This is a genomic window from Armatimonas sp. (assembly GCF_043757465.1).
Lineage (GTDB): Bacteria > Armatimonadota > Armatimonadia > Armatimonadales > Armatimonadaceae > Armatimonas.
Genome location: NZ_JAYVPL010000166.1, coordinates 73,739 through 91,261 on the forward strand (window position 1 = coordinate 73,739; position 17,523 = coordinate 91,261).

At 60.7% G+C, this 17,523-nt stretch carries 19 protein-coding genes; 7 read left to right on the forward strand and 12 right to left on the reverse strand.

The window, feature by feature from the left end:
• Positions 1 to 4: 4 nt before the first annotated feature.
• On the forward strand, positions 5 to 373 hold the full coding sequence (locus ACH2ED_RS24010) for a DUF423 domain-containing protein (RefSeq protein ID WP_395095285.1): 369 nt from the start codon (positions 5 to 7) through the stop codon (positions 371 to 373).
• Complete coding sequence (locus tag ACH2ED_RS24015) at positions 370 to 1,083, forward strand: NAD-dependent epimerase/dehydratase family protein (protein ID WP_395095286.1); 714 nt, start codon at positions 370 to 372, stop codon at positions 1,081 to 1,083. Before ACH2ED_RS24010 ends, ACH2ED_RS24015 begins: the two co-directional genes overlap by 4 nt.
• Before the next feature lie 9 nt (positions 1,084 to 1,092).
• Here the strand turns inward: ACH2ED_RS24015 and ACH2ED_RS24020 are convergent, their stop codons facing one another.
• The 3 genes from ACH2ED_RS24020 to ACH2ED_RS24030 all read right to left on the reverse strand — a co-directional run bounded on the left by ACH2ED_RS24020 (position 1,093) and on the right by ACH2ED_RS24030 (position 3,304).
• Positions 1,093 to 2,010: an AAA family ATPase gene (locus ACH2ED_RS24020; RefSeq protein WP_395095287.1), complete on the reverse strand. Its 918-nt coding sequence runs from the start codon at positions 2,008 to 2,010 to the stop codon at positions 1,093 to 1,095.
• Positions 2,007 to 3,026: a Gfo/Idh/MocA family protein gene (locus ACH2ED_RS24025; RefSeq protein WP_395095288.1), complete on the reverse strand. Its 1,020-nt coding sequence runs from the start codon at positions 3,024 to 3,026 to the stop codon at positions 2,007 to 2,009. Before ACH2ED_RS24025 ends, ACH2ED_RS24020 begins: the two co-directional genes overlap by 4 nt.
• Before the next feature lie 107 nt (positions 3,027 to 3,133).
• The gene (locus ACH2ED_RS24030; RefSeq protein WP_395095289.1) at positions 3,134 to 3,304 is read right to left on the reverse strand and encodes a hypothetical protein; all 171 of its coding nucleotides are present in this window, start codon (positions 3,302 to 3,304) and stop codon (positions 3,134 to 3,136) included.
• A 28-nt stretch (positions 3,305 to 3,332) separates the two neighbouring features.
• On the opposite strand from ACH2ED_RS24030, the gene glpK reads away from it, so the two are divergent.
• Positions 3,333 to 4,742: a glycerol kinase GlpK gene (glpK, locus tag ACH2ED_RS24035; protein ID WP_395095290.1), complete on the forward strand. Its 1,410-nt coding sequence runs from the start codon at positions 3,333 to 3,335 to the stop codon at positions 4,740 to 4,742.
• A 14-nt stretch (positions 4,743 to 4,756) separates the two neighbouring features.
• Here glpK and ACH2ED_RS24040 read toward each other — a convergent pair whose 3' ends face one another.
• The 4 genes from ACH2ED_RS24040 to ACH2ED_RS24055 all read right to left on the reverse strand — a co-directional run bounded on the left by ACH2ED_RS24040 (position 4,757) and on the right by ACH2ED_RS24055 (position 8,660).
• Positions 4,757 to 5,953, reverse strand: coding sequence for a TlpA family protein disulfide reductase (locus tag ACH2ED_RS24040; protein ID WP_395095291.1), 1,197 nt, complete (start codon positions 5,951 to 5,953; stop codon positions 4,757 to 4,759).
• 37 nt (positions 5,954 to 5,990) lie between these two features.
• Entirely contained in the window at positions 5,991 to 6,980 is a 990-nt protein-coding gene (locus ACH2ED_RS24045) for a hypothetical protein (RefSeq protein WP_395095292.1), read from the reverse strand.
• Positions 6,946 to 7,956, reverse strand: coding sequence for a hypothetical protein (locus ACH2ED_RS24050; RefSeq protein ID WP_395095293.1), 1,011 nt, complete (start codon positions 7,954 to 7,956; stop codon positions 6,946 to 6,948). Before ACH2ED_RS24050 ends, ACH2ED_RS24045 begins: the two co-directional genes overlap by 35 nt.
• 143 nt (positions 7,957 to 8,099) lie before the next feature.
• Positions 8,100 to 8,660 carry a hypothetical protein gene (locus ACH2ED_RS24055; protein ID WP_395095294.1) on the reverse strand — a complete coding sequence of 187 codons (561 nt, stop codon included), beginning with the start codon at positions 8,658 to 8,660 and terminating at the stop codon, positions 8,100 to 8,102.
• Positions 8,661 to 8,752: 92 nt separating this feature from the next.
• On the opposite strand from ACH2ED_RS24055, the gene ACH2ED_RS24060 reads away from it, so the two are divergent.
• Together ACH2ED_RS24060 and serC are read left to right on the forward strand one after the other, a co-directional pair.
• Entirely contained in the window at positions 8,753 to 10,555 is a 1,803-nt protein-coding gene (locus ACH2ED_RS24060) for a polysaccharide deacetylase family protein (protein WP_395095295.1), read from the forward strand.
• Positions 10,552 to 11,634, forward strand: coding sequence for a 3-phosphoserine/phosphohydroxythreonine transaminase (gene serC, locus ACH2ED_RS24065; protein ID WP_395095296.1), 1,083 nt, complete (start codon positions 10,552 to 10,554; stop codon positions 11,632 to 11,634). The genes ACH2ED_RS24060 and serC overlap by 4 nt, the downstream gene beginning before the upstream one ends.
• Here the strand turns inward: serC and ACH2ED_RS24070 are convergent.
• Genes ACH2ED_RS24070 through ACH2ED_RS24080 form a run of 3 tightly spaced genes read right to left on the reverse strand, consistent with a single transcriptional unit; the run spans position 11,631 to position 14,359 of the window.
• Positions 11,631 to 12,545 (reverse strand): hypothetical protein, encoded by a 915-nt coding sequence (locus ACH2ED_RS24070; RefSeq protein ID WP_395095297.1) that lies wholly within the window; start codon positions 12,543 to 12,545, stop codon positions 11,631 to 11,633. The genes serC and ACH2ED_RS24070 overlap by 4 nt on opposite strands.
• Positions 12,542 to 13,669 carry a mandelate racemase/muconate lactonizing enzyme family protein gene (locus ACH2ED_RS24075; RefSeq protein WP_395095298.1) on the reverse strand — a complete coding sequence of 376 codons (1,128 nt, stop codon included), beginning with the start codon at positions 13,667 to 13,669 and terminating at the stop codon, positions 12,542 to 12,544. The genes ACH2ED_RS24070 and ACH2ED_RS24075 overlap by 4 nt, the downstream gene beginning before the upstream one ends.
• A gap of 3 nt (positions 13,670 to 13,672) precedes the next feature.
• Positions 13,673 to 14,359 carry a bifunctional 4-hydroxy-2-oxoglutarate aldolase/2-dehydro-3-deoxy-phosphogluconate aldolase gene (locus tag ACH2ED_RS24080; protein ID WP_395095299.1) on the reverse strand — a complete coding sequence of 229 codons (687 nt, stop codon included), beginning with the start codon at positions 14,357 to 14,359 and terminating at the stop codon, positions 13,673 to 13,675.
• On the opposite strand from ACH2ED_RS24080, the gene ACH2ED_RS24085 reads away from it, so the two are divergent.
• Positions 14,358 to 14,978 (forward strand): hypothetical protein, encoded by a 621-nt coding sequence (locus tag ACH2ED_RS24085; RefSeq protein ID WP_395095300.1) that lies wholly within the window; start codon positions 14,358 to 14,360, stop codon positions 14,976 to 14,978. The two genes, ACH2ED_RS24080 and ACH2ED_RS24085, sit on opposite strands and share 2 nt — an antisense overlap.
• Complete coding sequence (locus ACH2ED_RS24090) at positions 14,975 to 15,502, forward strand: HAD-IA family hydrolase (protein WP_395095301.1); 528 nt, start codon at positions 14,975 to 14,977, stop codon at positions 15,500 to 15,502. Before ACH2ED_RS24085 ends, ACH2ED_RS24090 begins: the two co-directional genes overlap by 4 nt.
• Here the strand turns inward: ACH2ED_RS24090 and ACH2ED_RS24095 are convergent.
• Both ACH2ED_RS24095 and ACH2ED_RS24100 read right to left on the reverse strand, forming a co-directional pair.
• The gene (locus tag ACH2ED_RS24095; RefSeq protein WP_395095302.1) at positions 15,488 to 17,089 is read right to left on the reverse strand and encodes a hypothetical protein; all 1,602 of its coding nucleotides are present in this window, start codon (positions 17,087 to 17,089) and stop codon (positions 15,488 to 15,490) included. The genes ACH2ED_RS24090 and ACH2ED_RS24095 overlap by 15 nt on opposite strands.
• A 183-nt stretch (positions 17,090 to 17,272) precedes the next feature.
• Positions 17,273 to 17,523: sulfatase/phosphatase domain-containing protein (locus ACH2ED_RS24100; RefSeq protein WP_395095303.1), on the reverse strand; the 251-nt coding region annotated here is incomplete at its 5' end.

Genomic DNA, 17,523 nt, shown 5'->3' on the forward strand with positions numbered 1-17,523 from the left:
GACCATGAATCTTATTCGAATTGGGGCGATCAGCGCGGGGATTGCCGTAGCGGCGGGGGCATTCGGGGCGCATGGTTTAAAGTCCGTGATTGCTGCTCCCGCACTAGAAATCTGGAAAACCGGCGTTCAGTATCACTTAGCCCACGCTCTAGCGATGCTGTTGGTGGCGGCGCTGGCGGGGCAAGTCGAGCTAAAAGCCACGCAGACGGTCGGGAAGCTCTTTCTCGTGGGCCAAACTATCTTTGCGGGGAGTTTGTACTTGCTCGCGGTGACGGGCATCAAGTGGCTGGGCGCAATTACGCCGCTCGGGGGCGTTTGTTTTTTACTCGGCTGGGGAATGCTTGCCGTATCAGCGGGTAAACTCAAGACGTGAAACACAGCGTTCTTCTGACTGGCCCCGGCGGGCGTATCGGGCCGCATATCCTGCCCACTTTTCATGAGCAGTTTGCGCTCAAGATTCTCGACCAGCGGCCCATTGAGAGCGAGCCGGAGACAATTGTGGCGGATCTTTCGAGCATCGAGACACTCACGGCGGCAATGGCGGGCTGCGACACCGTGGTGCACCTCGCGGCGACAAGCGACGAAGCGCCGTTTGTGGAGGAGCTGGTTCCCAACAACGTGGTCGGGCTCTATAATGTCTTTGAGGCGGCGCGGGCGGCGGGCGTGAAGCGGGTTGTCTTTGCCTCGACGGTGCAGGCGGTGAGCTACTACCCCCACGAGCACACCGTTCAAGCCACCGATCTGCCACGCTCGGTGAGCCTCTATGGTGTCACCAAAGCCATGGGCGAGACGATGGGGCGCTACTACCACGATAAGCACGGGCTGGAGTTTATCGCCGTGCGCATCGGCTGGTTTCTCGACTACGAGCACGAGCTGGTGAAGTCAGGCACGGCGAGCTCCATATGGCTCTCGCCCAAAGATGCCGCGAGCTTTCTGGCCCGCTGCGTCACGGCGGAGAACATCGGCTACGCCATTGTCCACGCCACTTCTAAAACCAACTTCGAGCGGCTGAGCCTGACTCCCGCCCGCGAGTTCCTCGGCTGGGAGCCCGAGGATGTGGTTCCCCCGCGGGGCGGGGGTTAGGGGGTAAGGTTACCGAGGTACAGCCACACTTGCCAGCGCCTGCTCGATGATCTGTGCGGGAAGCAGACCGCTGTACTTGGCTTTAGTGTCGAGCTGGATACGGTGGGCGAGCACGGGCACGGCGAGGGCGCGGATGTCCTCAGGAAGCGTGAAGTCCCGCCCGTCGGTGAGGGCGCGGGCCTGCGCCGTTCGATAGAGGGTTAGTGAGGCACGGGGAGAGAGCCCCAACCGGAGCCGAGCGTCCTTGCGAATCTCTTCCACCAGGCGCAATAAGTACTGAGCGACGGCTTGGTCCACCCGGATGCGGCGCACCGCTGTCTGTAAGTTTTTAATGTCCTCCGTGGTCAGCACTGGCTGGAGCAGCTCCAGCGGGTGGCCGTCGTTCTGGGAAAAGAGAATCGCCAGCTCATCGTCGTGGGTCGGGTAGCCTAGCGCGAGCTGGATGGCGAACCTATCGAGCTGCGCCTCTGGCAGCGGGTAGGTACCGTGGTACTCCACCGGGTTCTGGGTCGCGATCACAAAAAAGGGCTGTGGCAGTAAGCGACGAACCCCCTCAACGGTCACCTGCCCCTCACTCATCACCTCCAGCAGTGCGGATTGTGTGCGCGGCGATGTCCGGTTGATCTCATCGGCCAGCAGGATGTGCGCAAAGACGGGTCCCTCGCGGAACTCGAACGTCCCCTCCGCGGGGCGGTAGAAACTGGAGCCCGTGATGTCGGCGGGGAGCAGATCGGGCGTGAACTGAATCCGACGAAACGTCCCCTCAATCGAGCGAGCGAGCGCCTTGGCCAGAGTCGTCTTGCCTGTGCCAGGAACATCTTCCAGGAGCACGTGCCCGCCTGCGAGAAGCGCGATCACCACCAGCCGGATCGCTTCGTTCTTGCCCCGAATCACACTGCTGAGATTGTCTTCGAGTTTCTGAATCAAAGAGGGAGTACCTGCACCTGTCCACTGTCGGCGGCCCGCTTGCCTGCCTCCAGAATCTCCTGGGCATCGCGGGAGACCTTCGCGCTACAGACGCCTTGAAGCGCCTCGCCCGTCTCGATGCAGTGCAGTAGATACTCAGGTGCCGAGCGGTAGGGCGCTTCGAGCGGGGTGGGTTCCAGAATCTCCAGTGGCTTACCCGGCTTCATGAGCTGCACTTTGCCGCCTTGCAAACAAATCGCCCCTTCGGAGCCGTAGGCGTAAGGGTTGCCGGTGACATAGCCCGTCACCTGGGTCCAGCTTGCCTCCGCGACACAGTGTGCGCCTTTGTACCAGGCATCAATCAGCGCATTGTCATCGGGGATCGGGTAGTCTTTCGCCAGCACGCCCCGCATGCCGATCACTTTCTCGGGGAGCCCTAAAAAGCGTGCCATCATTGCCGCGCCGTAGCAGCAGTAGTCCATGAACGCCCCGCCGCCATTTTTCTCCTCGTCGTAGAGCCAGCTCCAGAAGCTCTCGTCGCAGCCGATCTCCTTGGGGCCGTTGTGCGCCGAGCGGTACTTGAAGTAGCGCAGCTCCCCGATGCCCCCCGAGAGAATAATGCGCTCCAGCTCCTGAAACGCGGGTGACCAGGCTGTCGGCCAGTTGACCATGAGCGGCACCCCCGCTTTCTCACACGCAGCCACCATCCGATTCGCCTGCGCCAGTGTCGCCGCCATCGGCTTCTCGGAGATCACATGGCAGCCCTTTGCCGCTGCGGCTTCCGTAATCTCGGCATGAGCGCAGTTCTCGGCGGCGATCTGGACAATATCAAGCTCCGCTTCACCCGCCAGCATCGCTTCCCAGGACTCGTAGAGGCGCGCGGCGGGGAACTTCTCCGCGAAGCGGTTGCGCAGCCGCTCGTTGCTCTCCCCAACCGCCACAATCTCCACACGCCCCGTCGCGGCCCAGTGGCTCAGCTCGCCCCAGACATGATCGTGTACCAGCTTCGCCACCCCGAGTTTATATACCTTGCTCATGGGGCTTGTGTTCGACAGAGGGCGGTGGGTTTCCTCCCCCCTAACCCCCGCCCGGCGGGGGGACAAGTTAGATTCCCCCGTCGGACGGGGGCCAGGGGGTGGGCATTTTAGGGCAGGCTGCGGTAGAGCGCGTTGGTGCGAGGGAAGCTGCCCCAGATGCGCTTGAGCAGTTCGACTACCTTGGACACGTTCTGCTCCACCTGAAGGTTCTGCGCCACGTAAAGCCAGCGATGGCGCAGCAGTGCCTCTTGTTGTTTTATGTGTGCATTTTGTCTCATGTGTGCATTTTGCCGGTAAAATGCACACATGGTTCTGGCAATTGATAGTGGTACGACGTCGTGCCGGACACTCGCCTTTGATGCGTCGGGGCGCTGTGTGGCACTGGCGCAGCAGGAGTTTACGCAGCACTACCCGCAGCCGGGCTGGGTGGAACACGATCCCGAGGAAATCTGGCGGGCGCAGAAGGCGACGCTAGACTCGGTCGTGGCTCAGGTGGGAAAGCAGAATGTTCAGGCCATCGGCATCACCAACCAGCGCGAGACGATTGTGGCGTGGGACAAGCACACGGGCGAGCCGCTGGCACCCGCGATTGTCTGGCAGTGCCGCCGCACTACGGAGATTTGCCAGCAGCTCAAGGACGCAGGCCACGAGCCCTGGGTTCGCTCCAAGACTGGTCTCTTGCTCGATCCGTACTTCTCGGGCACCAAGATCGAGTGGCTGAGCCAGCGTATTCCCACCGAGAACGTTTACTTCGGCACGATTGATACCTGGCTACTCTGGAAACTAACGGACGGCAAGAGCTTCGCCACCGACCCCAGCAACGCCTCCCGTACCCTGCTCTACAATCTCCATACCAATGATTGGGACGAAGAACTCCTCGGGCTGTTTGGAGTGGCACGGACTTCCCTGCCCATGATTCAGCCGTCGGGGAGCGTCTTTGGACACTACGACGGCATCCCGATCTGTGGGATTCTCGGGGATCAGCAAGCGGCGCTCTACGGCCAGCAGTGCATCGAACCGGGCATGGCAAAGTGCACCTACGGCACGGGCTGTTTTCTGCTGAAACTTCTCCCCTCTTCTCTTCCCCCGCCGGGCGGGGGCCAGGGGGACGGCATCTTGCAGACCGTGGCTTGGGAGAAAAACGGGGAGATCGCCTATGCTGCTGAAGGCGCGGTCTTTGTGGCTGGGGCTGCCGTCCAGTGGCTTCGTGACGGGCTCGGGCTGATTGAAAGTGCCACTGAGACCGAGGCGCTCGCACGCTCCGTGCCCGATAGCGGCGGCGTGGTCTTTGTTCCCGCGTTCACGGGGCTAGGAGCTCCCTACTGGAACCCCGAGGCGCGGGGCTTGATCTGCGGCCTCACCCGTGGCACGACGAAAGCGCACCTGGTCTACGCCACATTGGAGGCAATCGCACAACAGAACGCCGATCTGCTGGAGGCCATGAGCGGGATTCAAACCCTGCGCGTGGACGGTGGCGCGTCCCGTAATAACTTCCTCATGCAGCTCCAAGCCGATTTGCTGGGAATCCCTGTCGAGCGCCCCGCCGAGACCGAGACCACCGCGTTTGGCGCGGCGCTCATGGCCGGACAGACCATAGGATTTTTTGGTGACACGGCTCCCTGGCGTGCGGAGCGCATCTTCCTGCCGCAGATCACCGAGGGCGAGCGAGCCCATCGCCGTGAAACCTGGCGACAGGCCGTGGCGCGTGCCCTCTAGTCCACGCGTGCCCTCTAGTCCATCGGGATGCCGAGCCTCTTCAGCGCGGGCTCGACACCTGCCGGAATATCACGGGAGCCCACAAAGCTAGCGGCGATATTGCCGTCTTTGTCAATGATATAAGTGGTCGGGATGCCGCTGACTTTATAGAGTCTCTTGGCAACATTTCCCTCAGCACGCCCTAAGGGATCGAAGACCAGCGGGAAGGTGAATTTCTCCTGGTTTTTGGGCACCCATTCCGAGTACTTCTCTTTTGTATCCCAGACACAGACTCCCAGCACCGTGATGTCGTCGCGGCCCTTGAGTTTCTGCCAGGTCTTCTCGATATGCGGCATTGTCACCATGCACGGCCCACACCAGGTCGCCCAGAAGTCCATCACGACAATCTTTCCCTTGAAATCTGAGAGCTTAACGGGCTTACCATCGAGCGCATAGACCGTAAAGTCCGGCGCGGGCGTCCCCACGGCCAGAAGCGGAGGGCGTGGTGCGGCGGGAGCAGGCGTTGCGGCCTTGAAGGGGGTGATCCCCAGCCCGGGCGTATAGGCGAACGCCGTGGCGACGGGCAGAGCAACATTTTTCTCGATCTTGTGAATCGTCGCCGTGGTGGTCGTCTTTGCCCCCTCACCAACCTGGATGCTCTGCACCTTCCGCCGTGCCAGCCCATCCTGCCCAAAGTAGAGCATCCCCGTGTACTGGATCTTATTGGTTCCCAGCATCACGGAGTAGCGATAGCTCACTCCATCACACTTTTCACCATCAATCGTCTCGGAATCAGTGAGCTTTAGCTCCTCTAAAGCCTTGCGCTCTTTCTGGGCAGCGAGCTGCGCCTTGAGGGTGCGCTTCTCGCTGAAAAACCCATCCCAGGGCTCCACGCCGAGGCTCATCGTCGCGGGATTCGCCGCGAGAGTCGTGTAGGTTTTTCCATTCTGGCGGACGTACTGTTTGCCGTCACTGAGCACCAGGGATGTCGGCAGCTCGCTCTTTTTCCCCTCAGCATCTAGCATCCAGAGCTCGTAGCGCAGAAAACCGGGCCGCCCCGCCAGCACCTGCGAGACCGTCCGACGCGTCTGCGCTGCACTTTGCGTCGCGATCTCGCCCTCGGCCTTGAACGAGTTCAGGCCTGCCAGCGCCTTCTCATTGGCCGCAAGTAGCGCTTCCGCTCGTGGGTCAATGGCATCCTGAACCAGAAAAACAATGGCTGGTAAAAACATAACAAATTCCTCCCGCCTTCAGTATAGCGGGAAAAAGCTAGTTTTTGGGATCGCAGATTGCGGTGAGCACCACATCTCCGGCGGCGGCGGATTGGGAGAAGAGGCCCCAGACGATCTCACCAGTGGCGGGGTCTTCCTCGCCGTTGGTCTGGAGGAGCTTGCCGGGGAGCTTGGCCTTGATGAGCATCGCGACCAAGGCATCGTCGTTTTTATCTCCGCTAGGCCCGGCGTTGACCTGTTTTTTGGTCTTGTCCTTGACACTCTCCGTGAGGGCGCCAATCACTTTCTGAGTAGCTGTGCGCCGCTCGGCGTCGGTGAGTTTTTCGCCGAGCGCGGTCTTGAGTTCGGCATCTACAGCGGCAGCGAGGCGCTTCTTCAGGCGGAACTCTCCCAGCTCGGGGTGGGTGATCAGCAGGCCCAGAAGCGGCTCGCCAGGCCCGAAGAGCGCACGCCAGAGGCTCTGTTGGAGATGGGTGGCAACCGTGGCCAGCGCGGCTTTATCGAGCGTGGGAACGGTGGTGGCGAGCAGGGCGAGCATCTCGGGCTCGGGGGTTGCCAGCTCGGAGGGTTTGGAACCACGCCAGCGGATCACTTCGCGGTACTCCAGAGTGCCATCGGGGAGGGTGCGCACCGAGAGCGTGTTGCCCAGGGTCGTGGTAGGGAGTGTCCCCTTGGGCGCGTCTTTCTTGGGCGGCGACTTGAGCGCGAGGTCGTCGGAGAGCGTCTCCCCGGCGGCGAAGGCACGGGTGGCCGTCACGATTAGGTCGCTCTCGTTCTTGGGATCTTTCTCGCGGGTCACTTTCCAGCCCGGTGTTCTGGGCGGGGCGATCAGGTCATCGAGCGACGGCCCCATCGTGAAACCATCGGTGCTGGGGGCGCTGCCCCGGTAGACCACAGTACGCACAAAGGAGCCGTCGGCCTTCACTTCGGTGTTCGCGGCAATGCGGGCGCAGCCACTCAGCAGCACCAGAGCTGCACTCAGCAGCAGAGCGCTAGTGGCGCTGAACCAGTGTAACTTTTTCGGCAAGCTCATCCTCGCTCCTGAGGCGATTATACTCCGCCTCCAGCTCATCGAAGGCACTCTCGAACTCTCCCAGAGCGGCACGGGCATTGAAGACATCCAGTGAATGCAGCGCCGCGTTCCCTGTGCCCAAAGTACTCGTGAGCGCTTCCTCCACGGGGGCGATTCCCTGCACGGCCAGGCGGGCCTGCTCCACAATCAGTGCCTCACGGAGCTGATCGCAGCTCTCTAAGGCATTGCGCAGCCGCTCCAGACACCGGCGTGCCTCGGGCAGGTCGGTCAGATCCACGCCCTTCCAGTCGTCGAGATACTGTTTTCCCTGAGCACGGAGGCGCTCTAACTGACGCAGACGTTGATTGCACGCCTCGTGAGTCAGCGACTCCCAATCGGCTGCCAGTGGCTCCAGAGCGTTTTGCCAGCGCACCAGAGCGATCTCCCAGAGCTTGGCGTGGTAGCGATCTCGCTGTTTAGAGAGCACCCCCGCGGCGGAGTCAATGGTCTGACGCACTTTACTCCAGCGCTCGTGCGTGGCGGCATCGCCCACAGAGGTAACGACTTGCTGGCGGGTCTCTTCCAGGCGCTGCTCGCGCTGGGCAATATCACTAAGGCGCTGCCGGATCGTCTCTTCGTCGTTGCGCAGACAGTCAATCACGCGCTTGGCAAGCTGTGAGAGCTCCGGAGGAGCCCACTCTTTGTCAGCCCCGAGCAAGACCCCTAGGCTAACTCCCACGGCAACTCCGACCGCAACTCCCATTCCCGCCATCAGAAACCCACCGATCACGGCACCAATAAAGCCTCCGAAAGCGGCACGCGCTCCATCGGTCATCGGAGTTTCCATGGTCAGGGTATCGCCCTGTGCGACAATATCGGGAATGCCCCGATCAGGGCGCTCATTGCGGGGATCCGCAATGCCACAGTTTGGACAGCGACGATCCGCCGTCGTTACAAAGTAATCACACGCACAGCAGCGCTTGTACTTCATGCCTTCACTTGCTCCCGACAGGGTGATCTAAACATCGCAAAGTAGTCCCGCAGTATATCTCTAAACATCCAAAAATACCACGTCCCCCGTTACTAATCTATACGTAAAACGAGGGACGCTGGTTTCAGTTTTTTAGAAAGTCTCTACAAGCGCCAGCCTAGCCCGAGATTCATCCCTGAGAAATCGAAGTTGCGAACCTTACTGAAAGCATAGTAACGCCCCTCGACATAGAAGCGATTCCCTACTGAGACGCCACCAAAGACACTTCCCCCCGTCCCGGTGCGCCAGCCGCTCGGGATATTGTCCAGTAAGAAGCTGGAGCGAAAGTTGGTGACAAGTAAGTTGACAGATGCCCCAAAGTAGGGCCGTGTGCTCTTACTCTCCGAGATTCCCCGACGGTAGACAAGCCCGATGGGTGCCAGGAGGACTTCAGCCTCCTTGGAGCGTGAGGAGATAAAGTTCAGATCGAAGTTCACCTCGCCCTTTGCTTTGGGAGCCGCCACATCGCCTATGCCAAGACCGATATTAGTCCATGACCCCCCAAAACGATCCCGTGCGAGCCGTGAAGCAGGCGTGTAAAAACCAAGCTGCGGGCCTAAAAGCAGATGTTTACGTGCTTTCTGCTCCTGCGCATGCGCAGGCAGGGCTGTAAGAGCAGCCAGACCCAGGGCAGACAAGGTAAAAAGATTTTTCAGATGCATCATTCCTTTTCCTTCTGTTCAGCGCAAGTGTGCGCCTCACAGATCATCGGCAGAAAACGCGCCAAACTGAAGCAGGTGGTATAATTGCCTCTGAGATGGCAAGAGATAATTCGGAGCTTGCCGCCCCGGGATGCGTCGTCGCAGCACTTGGTGTGGCGGCGTTTTTTTGCGCCTCGGCGCACGCGCGCGACCCGCTGGAAGCCTACCCGGCGGCGCTTGACGAGGCAGTGACGCACCTGGAGGCCGGTGAGCATGGGCAGGCGCGATCCGCGCTCGTCAGGGCGCTCGACCTTGATAGTAACGAGTTCTGTGGGTTACTGGCGGTGGCGGCGCTAGCGCTCCACACCGGAGACGGCAAAAATGCGGAGCAGGCGCTCCGGCGTGCGCAGGAGCAAGATCCGAGTCATTCTCTGGTTCCCCTCGGGCTGGCACAGGCGCGGCTCCTTCTGAAAGATCGCGCAGGAGCCGCCGCTCTGGCCCCCGACAACTCCAACCTGAGCCTCTATATCCGCTACCTTACCGGAGATCGCTCGATTCACCGTGAGCTGGCGGACGTCAAGCCAGACGAGCTTGATGCCCTTCGGTTAGAGCTTGCCGGAATGGTAGCTCTTCGCGAGGGCGACGAGGGGCGCGGCCATGCGCTACTGACCGCGCTGCTGGCGCGACCTGAGTGGCACGCTTGCGAGGAGTCCCGCGCCCTGACCCTGCCCTTTGTGGAAACCCGGATGGCGGAGGGCTGCGCAGGCCGACTCGCGCCCATTCCACTTCCGCAACCCATCGCCCACATGCAGACTCTCAGCGGCCAGGCCACCCTGACACCAGGTAAGATCCCCGAGGGCACCGCAGTGGTGACGTACCATGTCCCCGGCGGCTACACGGCCATGACCAATAGCCCGCCGTTTGTCACCACCTGGAACACCGGGCGACTCGCCAATGGCCTCTACACTCTGATTATCACGGCCAGTAACACCCTAGGCCAGCCCCTGAATGAGCGGCGGCGCGTGGTCAGGATCGCCAATAAAACAGCCGGTACATCGTCGCGGCTCTCGCCCGAGCAGCGCGAGGTGCTAGAGACACGGCTCCTGGCGCTCCTGACGCCGCAGCCCAGCCGGAAAGCTGCGCACTACGCGCTTGCCCAGTGGGCCGTCCGCAATAAAAACAGCGCGGAAGCCCTCGCACGAATCGAGTCCGTGGTCGCGATAGACCCGCAGTTCCACTCCGCCTACGCCTCGCTGAAGCAGTACAACAAGCGCTACGTCGGCATGGGCAATGGCTACTGGCGGGGACAGACGGCCCAGAAGCTTGTCGCACTCACCCTGGACGATGGCCCCAACCCGCTCAAGTACCGTACCCCGGCGCTCTTGGATACCTTGCGCAACCTGGATATCAAGGCGACTTTCTTTATTGTCGGCTCCCGTGCGGAGGCGAACCCGGAGCTGATCCAGCGCATGGACACTGAGGGTCATGAGATCGCCAATCACAGCTACAGCCACCCCAACCTGACTTTTCTTACCCCGGATGCGGTTCGCAAAGAGCTCTGCCGCACGAGTGTGGTGGTTCGTGACATCACGGGCAAGCGCCCACGCTTCTACCGCCCCCCTGGCGGGAACTTCAACGGGGCTATCGCCGACGCCGCCTCCACGCTGGGCATGAACGGAGCGTACTGGACCGTGGATGGCTTTAAATTTGAGCACGCCCCGCACCTTCCCGAGGACCTAATCCGCTACGTCGTTCCGCGTGTGAAGCCGGGCTCCATTCTGCTGCTCCATAATGCCCCCGAAAACACCATTAGCGCACTGCCCGAGATTGTTCGTGCACTACAGGCACAAGGCTACGAGTTCGTCACCATGAGTGATCTGGTTCACCGCAGTAAGCCCGCCCCAAATACAAAGCTATGAATCGAATCTATAATTTTTCCGCAGGCCCTGGCACTCTCCCCGTCCCTGTTCTCGAAGAAGCGAGCCAGGCAATTTTAGAGTTCCAGAACTCTGGAATGTCAATACTGGAGCTATCTCACAGAGGTAAGTGGTACGATCCGGTTCACGCCGACGCACAAGTACAGGTTCTCGCAACCCTCGGTCTCTCCGAGAGCGAGTATGCCCTCGCGCTGCTGGGTGGTGGCGCGAGCTTGCAGTTTGCGATGCTTCCCCTGAACTTTCTGGGTACGGGGCAGACGGCGGACTATGTGGATGCGGGCGAGTGGGGCGCGAAGGCAATCGGTGAGGCTAGGCGCGTTGGCAGTGTCCATCTGGCGGGTTCGTCTAAAACGACAAACTACGACCGCTTGCCTGAGCTCACCCCATCTGGCAACGCCCGCTACTTCCACCTGACCACTAATAATACGATTGAGGGGACGCAGGTCTTTGCGCTCCCCGAAACTGGCGGTGCCCCCCTGATTGCCGATGCCTCGTCGGATATCTTCGGCGTGGACAGAGACTACAGTCAGTTCGATCTGATCTATGCCGGCGCACAGAAGAACGCGGGACCGGCAGGCGTGACGATGGTCGTGGTGCGAAAGGCGTTTCTGGAGACGGCGCACAAAAATATCGCCCCCATGCTCTCCTACGCGACTCAGTGCGAGAAGCAGTCGCTCTATAACACCCCACCCGTCTTCCCGATCTATGTTCTAGGACTGACCCTCAAGTGGATCGCCGCTGAGGGCGGTGTGGCGGCAATTGCGGCACGTAACCAGGCTAAGGCGCAGCGAATTTATGAGGCACTAGATGCTTGTGCCCCCGTCTTCTCCTCTTGCGTAGCCGTAAAAGAGCACCGCTCGTGGATGAACCTCACTTTCCGCGTGGCAACGACGGAGCTGGAGAAAGCATTTTTAGCGGAGGCAGTGGCGGCGGGCATGGACGGTCTCCCAGGGCACCGCAATGTCGGGGGCTTCCGTGCAAGCATCTACAACGCCTTCCCCATGGCGGGCTGCGATGCTCTCGCGGCGCTCATCCATGACTTTGCCCGGCGCAAGGGCTAGCCAACACCCCAGCTTCCCACAAAGCGTGCTCCCGGCTCCAGGCGGCGCAGCCCCCACGCCGGGTGGTTGAAGGCATCGCTTCCGCAGGTCATGGGCTCGATTGCAAGAGAGCCCCGTCGGTACTCAGCGGGCATGTTCTCCCCCGTGTAGAGCACCACATAATCGAACGCCTCATCCATCCAAACCGTCACCGACTTGCCTTTGCCTGTCAGTTTGCCCCTGCCTGTCAGGGTCACCCGTGCGCGACCATCGGAGCCGCGCTGCGGGCCGAGAAAACAGTGATTGAAGACAGTCGCGCCAATCGGAGCGGGGCGGCTAAAATCGAGTCCGGCTTCGGCAACCGAGAAAATCTTGCCAGTGGGGATAAACTGCACCATCTCCAGCACGGAGTCAAAAGGCAGCGTGAGCCAGTCCATATCTACCTGCTCGGAGCCGACCGTGAAGTACGGATGGAAGCCCGTCGCCACGGGCGCGGCCACTGCCCCGGTATTTGTGATCCCAAAATCGCAGCGCAGGCCCTCGTCGCTGAGCGTGTACGCAAGTTCCAAGTCCAGTGGGAACGGATAACCGGGCGCACCCGTGAACGCCAGCGTAAAACGCGCACGGCTCTCGCTCTGCTCAGCAGTAGTCCAGTCTATCGTCCGCACAAACCCATGAATGGCATTGGGGCCATCTTTGTCGGTCTGGGGCAACTGATAGCGCACTTCGTCCCATAGGTACGTCCCGCCACCGACGCGCCCGGGAAAGGGGATCAGCACATCGCCCTGTCCGCCCTGCTTGTTGGCGATGCCCCGGTAGCCCGTCGCCACCGATTGACCATCTTTTGTCACGCCCCGCAGCGACGCGCCGTACGCCGCGACTACCGCTTCCCATGCGCCGTGGCGCAGAATAATTTCCTGATCTTCGTTCATATTGCGTAGTTGCCCAGTACCATTTTATTCACTGTTACCCCGAGGCCAGGTGCGCTTGGCACGGTTGCCAGGCCATCTTCAATCACGATACATTCCGAAAAAATCTCCCGCAAGGGGTCTTCGAGGCTGTTTGTCTCTAGGAGCGGCGGGCGCAGCTCGACACGACCCGGATGCCGGATATCGGATGCCAGAAAGTGCAGGGCAGCGGCAAGATTGAGCTGCGTGCCAGGTGAGCGCGGAACGACATTGACGCCGTGTGCCGAGGCAACGGTACGGATTTTTTGTGCCTCGCTCAGACCGCCACACCAGGCGGGGTTCACCTGAAATGTCCCGATGGACTGGGTTGCCAGAAGCGCCTCAAACGCCCAGCGGGTCTGCTCGTAGCGACCGACAGAGAGCGGAAGCCCTGTCTGCACTGCAAGGCGTGCCCAGGCGGTGACGGGCTCCGCGGCCAGGGGATCCGACAAGGCAGTGAAGCCCTGCTCGGCCAGTGCGCGACAGATGATCGCCGCCTCGGGAACATCGTAGGAGCCATGCGCCTCCGCCGCAAAAGGGATATCGGGGAACTCCTTGCGCAGCGCCCGCACCAGAGCGATATCGGCGGCGAGGCTACGTCCGACTTGCACCAGCAATGCCCGTGCCCCGCCCTCGACGGCTTTTCTTGCCTCGATCAGCATTCGGGGGATGCGCTCGCTCTCCGGCCCCTCACGAAAGTAGAGCCCTGTGGTGTAGCAGGGCATCCGCTCACGGGTTCTGCCGCCGAGTAGTGTACTCACCGACTGTCCTAGGAGCTTGCCCTTCAGATCCCAGAGCGCCATATCAAGCCCACTCAGTGCTCCGATCAGCACACCGCGCCGCCCGTGCGGAAGTGCCGCCTGCCAGAGCCGATCCCAGAGCGGCTCAGTGCAGAGGGGATCTTGCCCGATCAGAAGTGGCCTGAAGAACGCGGTGACAGCGGCGGCAAGCACAGCGGGTGGCCCCGCACACTCCCCCCAACCCTCCGTGCCATCATCGGCAGTGAGCTGCACCAGCAGTGCCTCGCGGACACTCGCCTTGCCCCGCGCCCAGCCGTAGGACTCCACAAGAGGAGCACGCAGTGGGAACGCCTGAACACTCTGGATCATCTGCTAACCACGCGCCTTCGCCACAGCGGCGACGAAAGCTCTGGCGGTCTGGGTGAGGGCGGCCCAGTCTTTGTTCTTAAGCACCTCTTTGCTCACCAGCGACGAGCCCGCGGCGACGGCGGCGCAGCCCGCCTTGATGAACTCACCTGCCGTATTAAGATCCACACCGCCCGTGGGGATGATCTGAAGCTGCGGCAGGGGTGCCTTGAGCGCCTTGATATAGTTCGGCCCTAGGCCATCGGCGGGGAAGATCTTGATGAAGTCCGCACCCGCTTCATGGGCCGTGAGCGCCTCCGTGGGCGTGTAGGCTCCGCAGACAATGGGAACAGAGTAGCGGCGGCACATCGCGATAATCTCTGTCTTCATCACCGGCGAAACCGCGAACTGCGCCCCGGCTAAGATCGCCATGCGGGTGGTCTCGGCATCTAAGACCGTGCCGACCCCCATCAAAATCGCATCGCCCAGCTCTTTACGAACGGCTGTAATCACTTCCAAAGCGTTGGGGGTGGTCATCGTCACCTCCATCACCGTCACGCCGCCCGCCGCTAGGGCTCTGGCAACATCCATTAGCTGCTCGCTGGAGTCCGCGCGGATCACCGCCACCACGCCCGGATTCAGCATCCGCTCAATAATATTGTACTTACTCATCTCAGCGTACATGATAGCACAGGCAGGATAGAATAGAGCCATGAATCCGCATTTTCAGCTCCCTACCAGTGTGACCAGTTTTCATGCCTACTTTGAGCTAAAGGCTGAGACGGAAGACATTCTGGCTGCGCTGGGCTATACGTTTGAAGCGGCTCTGTTGGAGCTGCCACAAGTCAGCCAGACTCCCGATTGGGTGGCTGTTCTTCAGGAGCAAACTCTGCGTGGCCTTTCTCTGGTAACACTGAGCAGTGAGACGGCTCGTCGTGAGATTCTCATTGGGCCGGTGCTTCTGCAAGTGGCTCTCCAGCTTCATGCAAAGCTACGAATCGAGTACGCCATTGAAGCTGCCGATAACTTGCGCGGCTCACTGGACTATCTTCTGCAAGCCCAGGAGCGCCTGCTCGTTATTGAAGCCAAACAGGCAGATCTCATGCGTGGTTTCAACCAGCTCGCTGCCGAGCTAATCGCGCTGGATCACTGGTCAGACTCTAGCGAGGGTGTGCTCTATGGAGCCGTCTCGATTGGAGAGTCTTGGCGATTTGCACGATTGGATCGAAGCCGCAAGCATGTCGTGCAGGATCTGCGTCTCTTTGCCTTTCCCGACGAGTTCGAGAGTCTTGCGCGTACTCTTGTCGGGATTCTGAGCGGAGTGGGCAGGTGAAACTTTCTGCGATTCTCTTTGATCTCGATGGCACGCTCACCGACTCCATTGGTTTGATTGTCCACTGCTACCAGCAAACTCTGACACATTTTGCCGACCGCACGCTCACACGGGAGGAGATCATCCCCAAGATCGGCCGTGCGCTGCCCACCCTCTTCGCAGAGGAAAATAGTGGCGATGTGGATGAAATGCTGACTTTTTACCGTGCCCTCTATGCCAGAGAGCACGAGAGCTGGGTGCGCCTCTACGACGGTGTGGAAGAAATGCTCGCCACACTCCACAGCCAGCTCCCGCTGGCTCTTGTGACCTCGAAGTCCCTACAATCCGCTCGCCCCGCTCTGGAGCGCTTCGGAATCGGCGCACAGATGCAAGTGATCATCACCAGCGACGACACCCAAAAACACAAGCCCGACCCCGAGCCGCTGCTCCTCGCGGCCACGCGTCTTGGCATCGCCCCCGAGACACTCCGCCCCTTCGCCGACCAGAGCTTTGAATCGCCGCTGGAGGTGCTAGCGCTTTGTTAGCTCTTGACGGGTGGCAATCGGCACGTAGCCAATCTCCAGCCCTTTGGGCGGCTTGACGAGCTGCGCGGGGTCGAGGTCGGCGAGCTTGCCGACTTTAGGAGGCGGCAGGTACTCGCGGTTCTTGGTCCACGTGCGGTGGAGCTTCTCGACTTTTTTCTGGAGCTGCTCCCGCTCCGCATCCGTTAAATCCGCGTTGAGCAGCGCGGGCTGGTCGGCGAACCGGTACCAGTAGTAGGTCACGACGCTGCCATCCCCAAGAAACGCCTTGAACGGTCCTGCTACTGGGCCGGGCTTTTTCCAGCTACTTTTGGGCGCTTCGGGCGTGTCGTAGGGCTTCTCGGGGCGCTCTTTGGGAGTCTCCCAGGTCAGCTTGTGGAGTTCTGTCTCAACCGGAACTTTATCAGCGGCGACGGGCACCCACTTGGCGTTTTTTTCGTCGCCTGCGTTCTCCAAGCGAAAGTACTCCGGGAGCATGACAAGCGGCCCTGTCTTTGTCGTGGTCTTCTTGGTCGTCTCGCCGTTCCATTCGTAGCCGAAGGTGTTCGGATCAATCGGTAGAGACGTCGCGAAGGTGCTCCATGCGATATTAACCTTCTTCTGAGTCTTGTTAGACTTCCCCGAGTGGATCTGCCAGGTCGCACGTCCCCCTTTGGCAAAGATGCGCGGGAAGGCTCCCTGCGTGCTGATCTTGCCCGTGCTGGCTGCACCGCCCGCAAACCAGGCCGCGACCGAGTCGTAGAGTGCGGACTTGTTGTAGACCGTGTCCTGGTGCACGAGCACGGAGCGGCCATCGGCGCCGCGCGGGAACGAGGTCGGAGCGATTCGGGCGTAGGACTCGCCCTTGCTATCAGTGCCCATGCGGCAGGGGATGTACTGGGTCTCCATTTGCACCTGCCGATTCGGATCGCTGGGGCGACTGTCCAGAAGCTGACCCGCAAAACGTGGCTCCTTGGTGGCGGAGTGCGACCAGAAATAGGGCAGGAAGAAAGCGACGGGCCCCTTGAAGTTATTAGCATTGAAGAACAGAGTCCAGCAGTGATTCCCTGTCGGGACATCCTTGCCATTGGTTTTGGGCTTGGGATCGGTAAAGGGCAGGTTGAAGTAGCCGTAGCCAAAGAGCTCCCCGCAAGTGCCTTGCTTCAGATTCATGCCATCAATGGGAAAGAGCAGCCACGGGCTGAGCTGCGCCACGCCGTAGAGCCCACGAGGCTCCTCCCACGTTCCCCAGCCGTGTGCGGGGCCATTGGCAATCTCGGAGAAGTTCGGGGCGACCCCGCCCATGATAAACTTGGGGGTCATGGTCGGAAAGCGCGTGTCGCGCCACCACCCCAGCCCGCCCTCGACATCGGAGTACAGCTCTTTAGGCTTCTCTCCGTCGTACTGGGCGAACATCCACGTGCCGGGAAGTCCCGTCTGGAACTGGTGTCCGGGGTAGTTCTGGAGCAGCGGCCACGCCGCGATATACGTCGAGAAGCCCGCGTTGTAGCTCTTGTCGACTTTCTCAATGGGCAGGATCAGATAGCCCGCGAGAAACTCATCCTGTCCTACGCTCAGCCCTTGCGCGTTACCTGCCGTTACTTTTTTCATTTACTCTCGCTCGCCGATAATGGATTGCATGGGTATACTTCTCGCGTGATCCCTTCGACGGACTAAAAGCGTGCCAGTGCTTTGCTGGAAGCGTGTCAGTGCTTTGGTTGTCGTGTCGAACGGAGTCGTCATGCCAGATTGTACCTGCCAGGATGCGATCGGCGGCCGTAGCAGAAGCTCAATCTAAATCCCGCCGGACGGCGAGTGGAGCGGCTCGTCGCCGTACCGCTGCTGCAGGCGATCCAGTTCCTCGTGGAGCTGCGCTTGGACACGGGCATAGGCGGGGTTGTCGTAGGCGTTGCGGAGTTCGTTGGGGTCTTCCACAAGATCGAAGAGCTCCCAGTAGGGCGATAAGCGGGGATCGGCGTCCACGATTCCATCCCAGGTGACGTCGGAGGGATGGAAATAGATCAGCTTGTGGGTATTGGTGCGCA

What these genes read in the sequence shown, in the direction of transcription:
- ACH2ED_RS24060 (WP_395095295.1), top strand. Translation starts at nt 8,753, where the DNA reads ATGGCAAGAGATAATTCGGAGCTTGCCGCCCCGGGATGCGTCGTCGCA.
- glpK (WP_395095290.1), top strand. Translation starts at nt 3,333, where the DNA reads ATGGTTCTGGCAATTGATAGTGGTACGACGTCGTGCCGGACACTCGCC.
- ACH2ED_RS24070 (WP_395095297.1), bottom strand. Translation starts at nt 12,545, where the DNA reads ATGAACGAAGATCAGGAAATTATTCTGCGCCACGGCGCATGGGAAGCG.
- ACH2ED_RS24055 (WP_395095294.1), bottom strand. Translation starts at nt 8,660, where the DNA reads ATGATGCATCTGAAAAATCTTTTTACCTTGTCTGCCCTGGGTCTGGCT.
- ACH2ED_RS24025 (WP_395095288.1), bottom strand. Translation starts at nt 3,026, where the DNA reads ATGAGCAAGGTATATAAACTCGGGGTGGCGAAGCTGGTACACGATCAT.
- ACH2ED_RS24010 (WP_395095285.1), top strand. Translation starts at nt 5, where the DNA reads ATGAATCTTATTCGAATTGGGGCGATCAGCGCGGGGATTGCCGTAGCG.
- ACH2ED_RS24040 (WP_395095291.1), bottom strand. Translation starts at nt 5,953, where the DNA reads ATGTTTTTACCAGCCATTGTTTTTCTGGTTCAGGATGCCATTGACCCA.
- ACH2ED_RS24050 (WP_395095293.1), bottom strand. Translation starts at nt 7,956, where the DNA reads ATGAAGTACAAGCGCTGCTGTGCGTGTGATTACTTTGTAACGACGGCG.
- ACH2ED_RS24085 (WP_395095300.1), top strand. Translation starts at nt 14,358, where the DNA reads ATGAATCCGCATTTTCAGCTCCCTACCAGTGTGACCAGTTTTCATGCC.
- ACH2ED_RS24095 (WP_395095302.1), bottom strand. Translation starts at nt 17,089, where the DNA reads ATGAAAAAAGTAACGGCAGGTAACGCGCAAGGGCTGAGCGTAGGACAG.
- serC (WP_395095296.1), top strand. Translation starts at nt 10,552, where the DNA reads ATGAATCGAATCTATAATTTTTCCGCAGGCCCTGGCACTCTCCCCGTC.
- ACH2ED_RS24075 (WP_395095298.1), bottom strand. Translation starts at nt 13,669, where the DNA reads ATGATCCAGAGTGTTCAGGCGTTCCCACTGCGTGCTCCTCTTGTGGAG.
- ACH2ED_RS24030 (WP_395095289.1), bottom strand. Translation starts at nt 3,304, where the DNA reads ATGAGACAAAATGCACACATAAAACAACAAGAGGCACTGCTGCGCCAT.
- ACH2ED_RS24080 (WP_395095299.1), bottom strand. Translation starts at nt 14,359, where the DNA reads ATGGCTCTATTCTATCCTGCCTGTGCTATCATGTACGCTGAGATGAGT.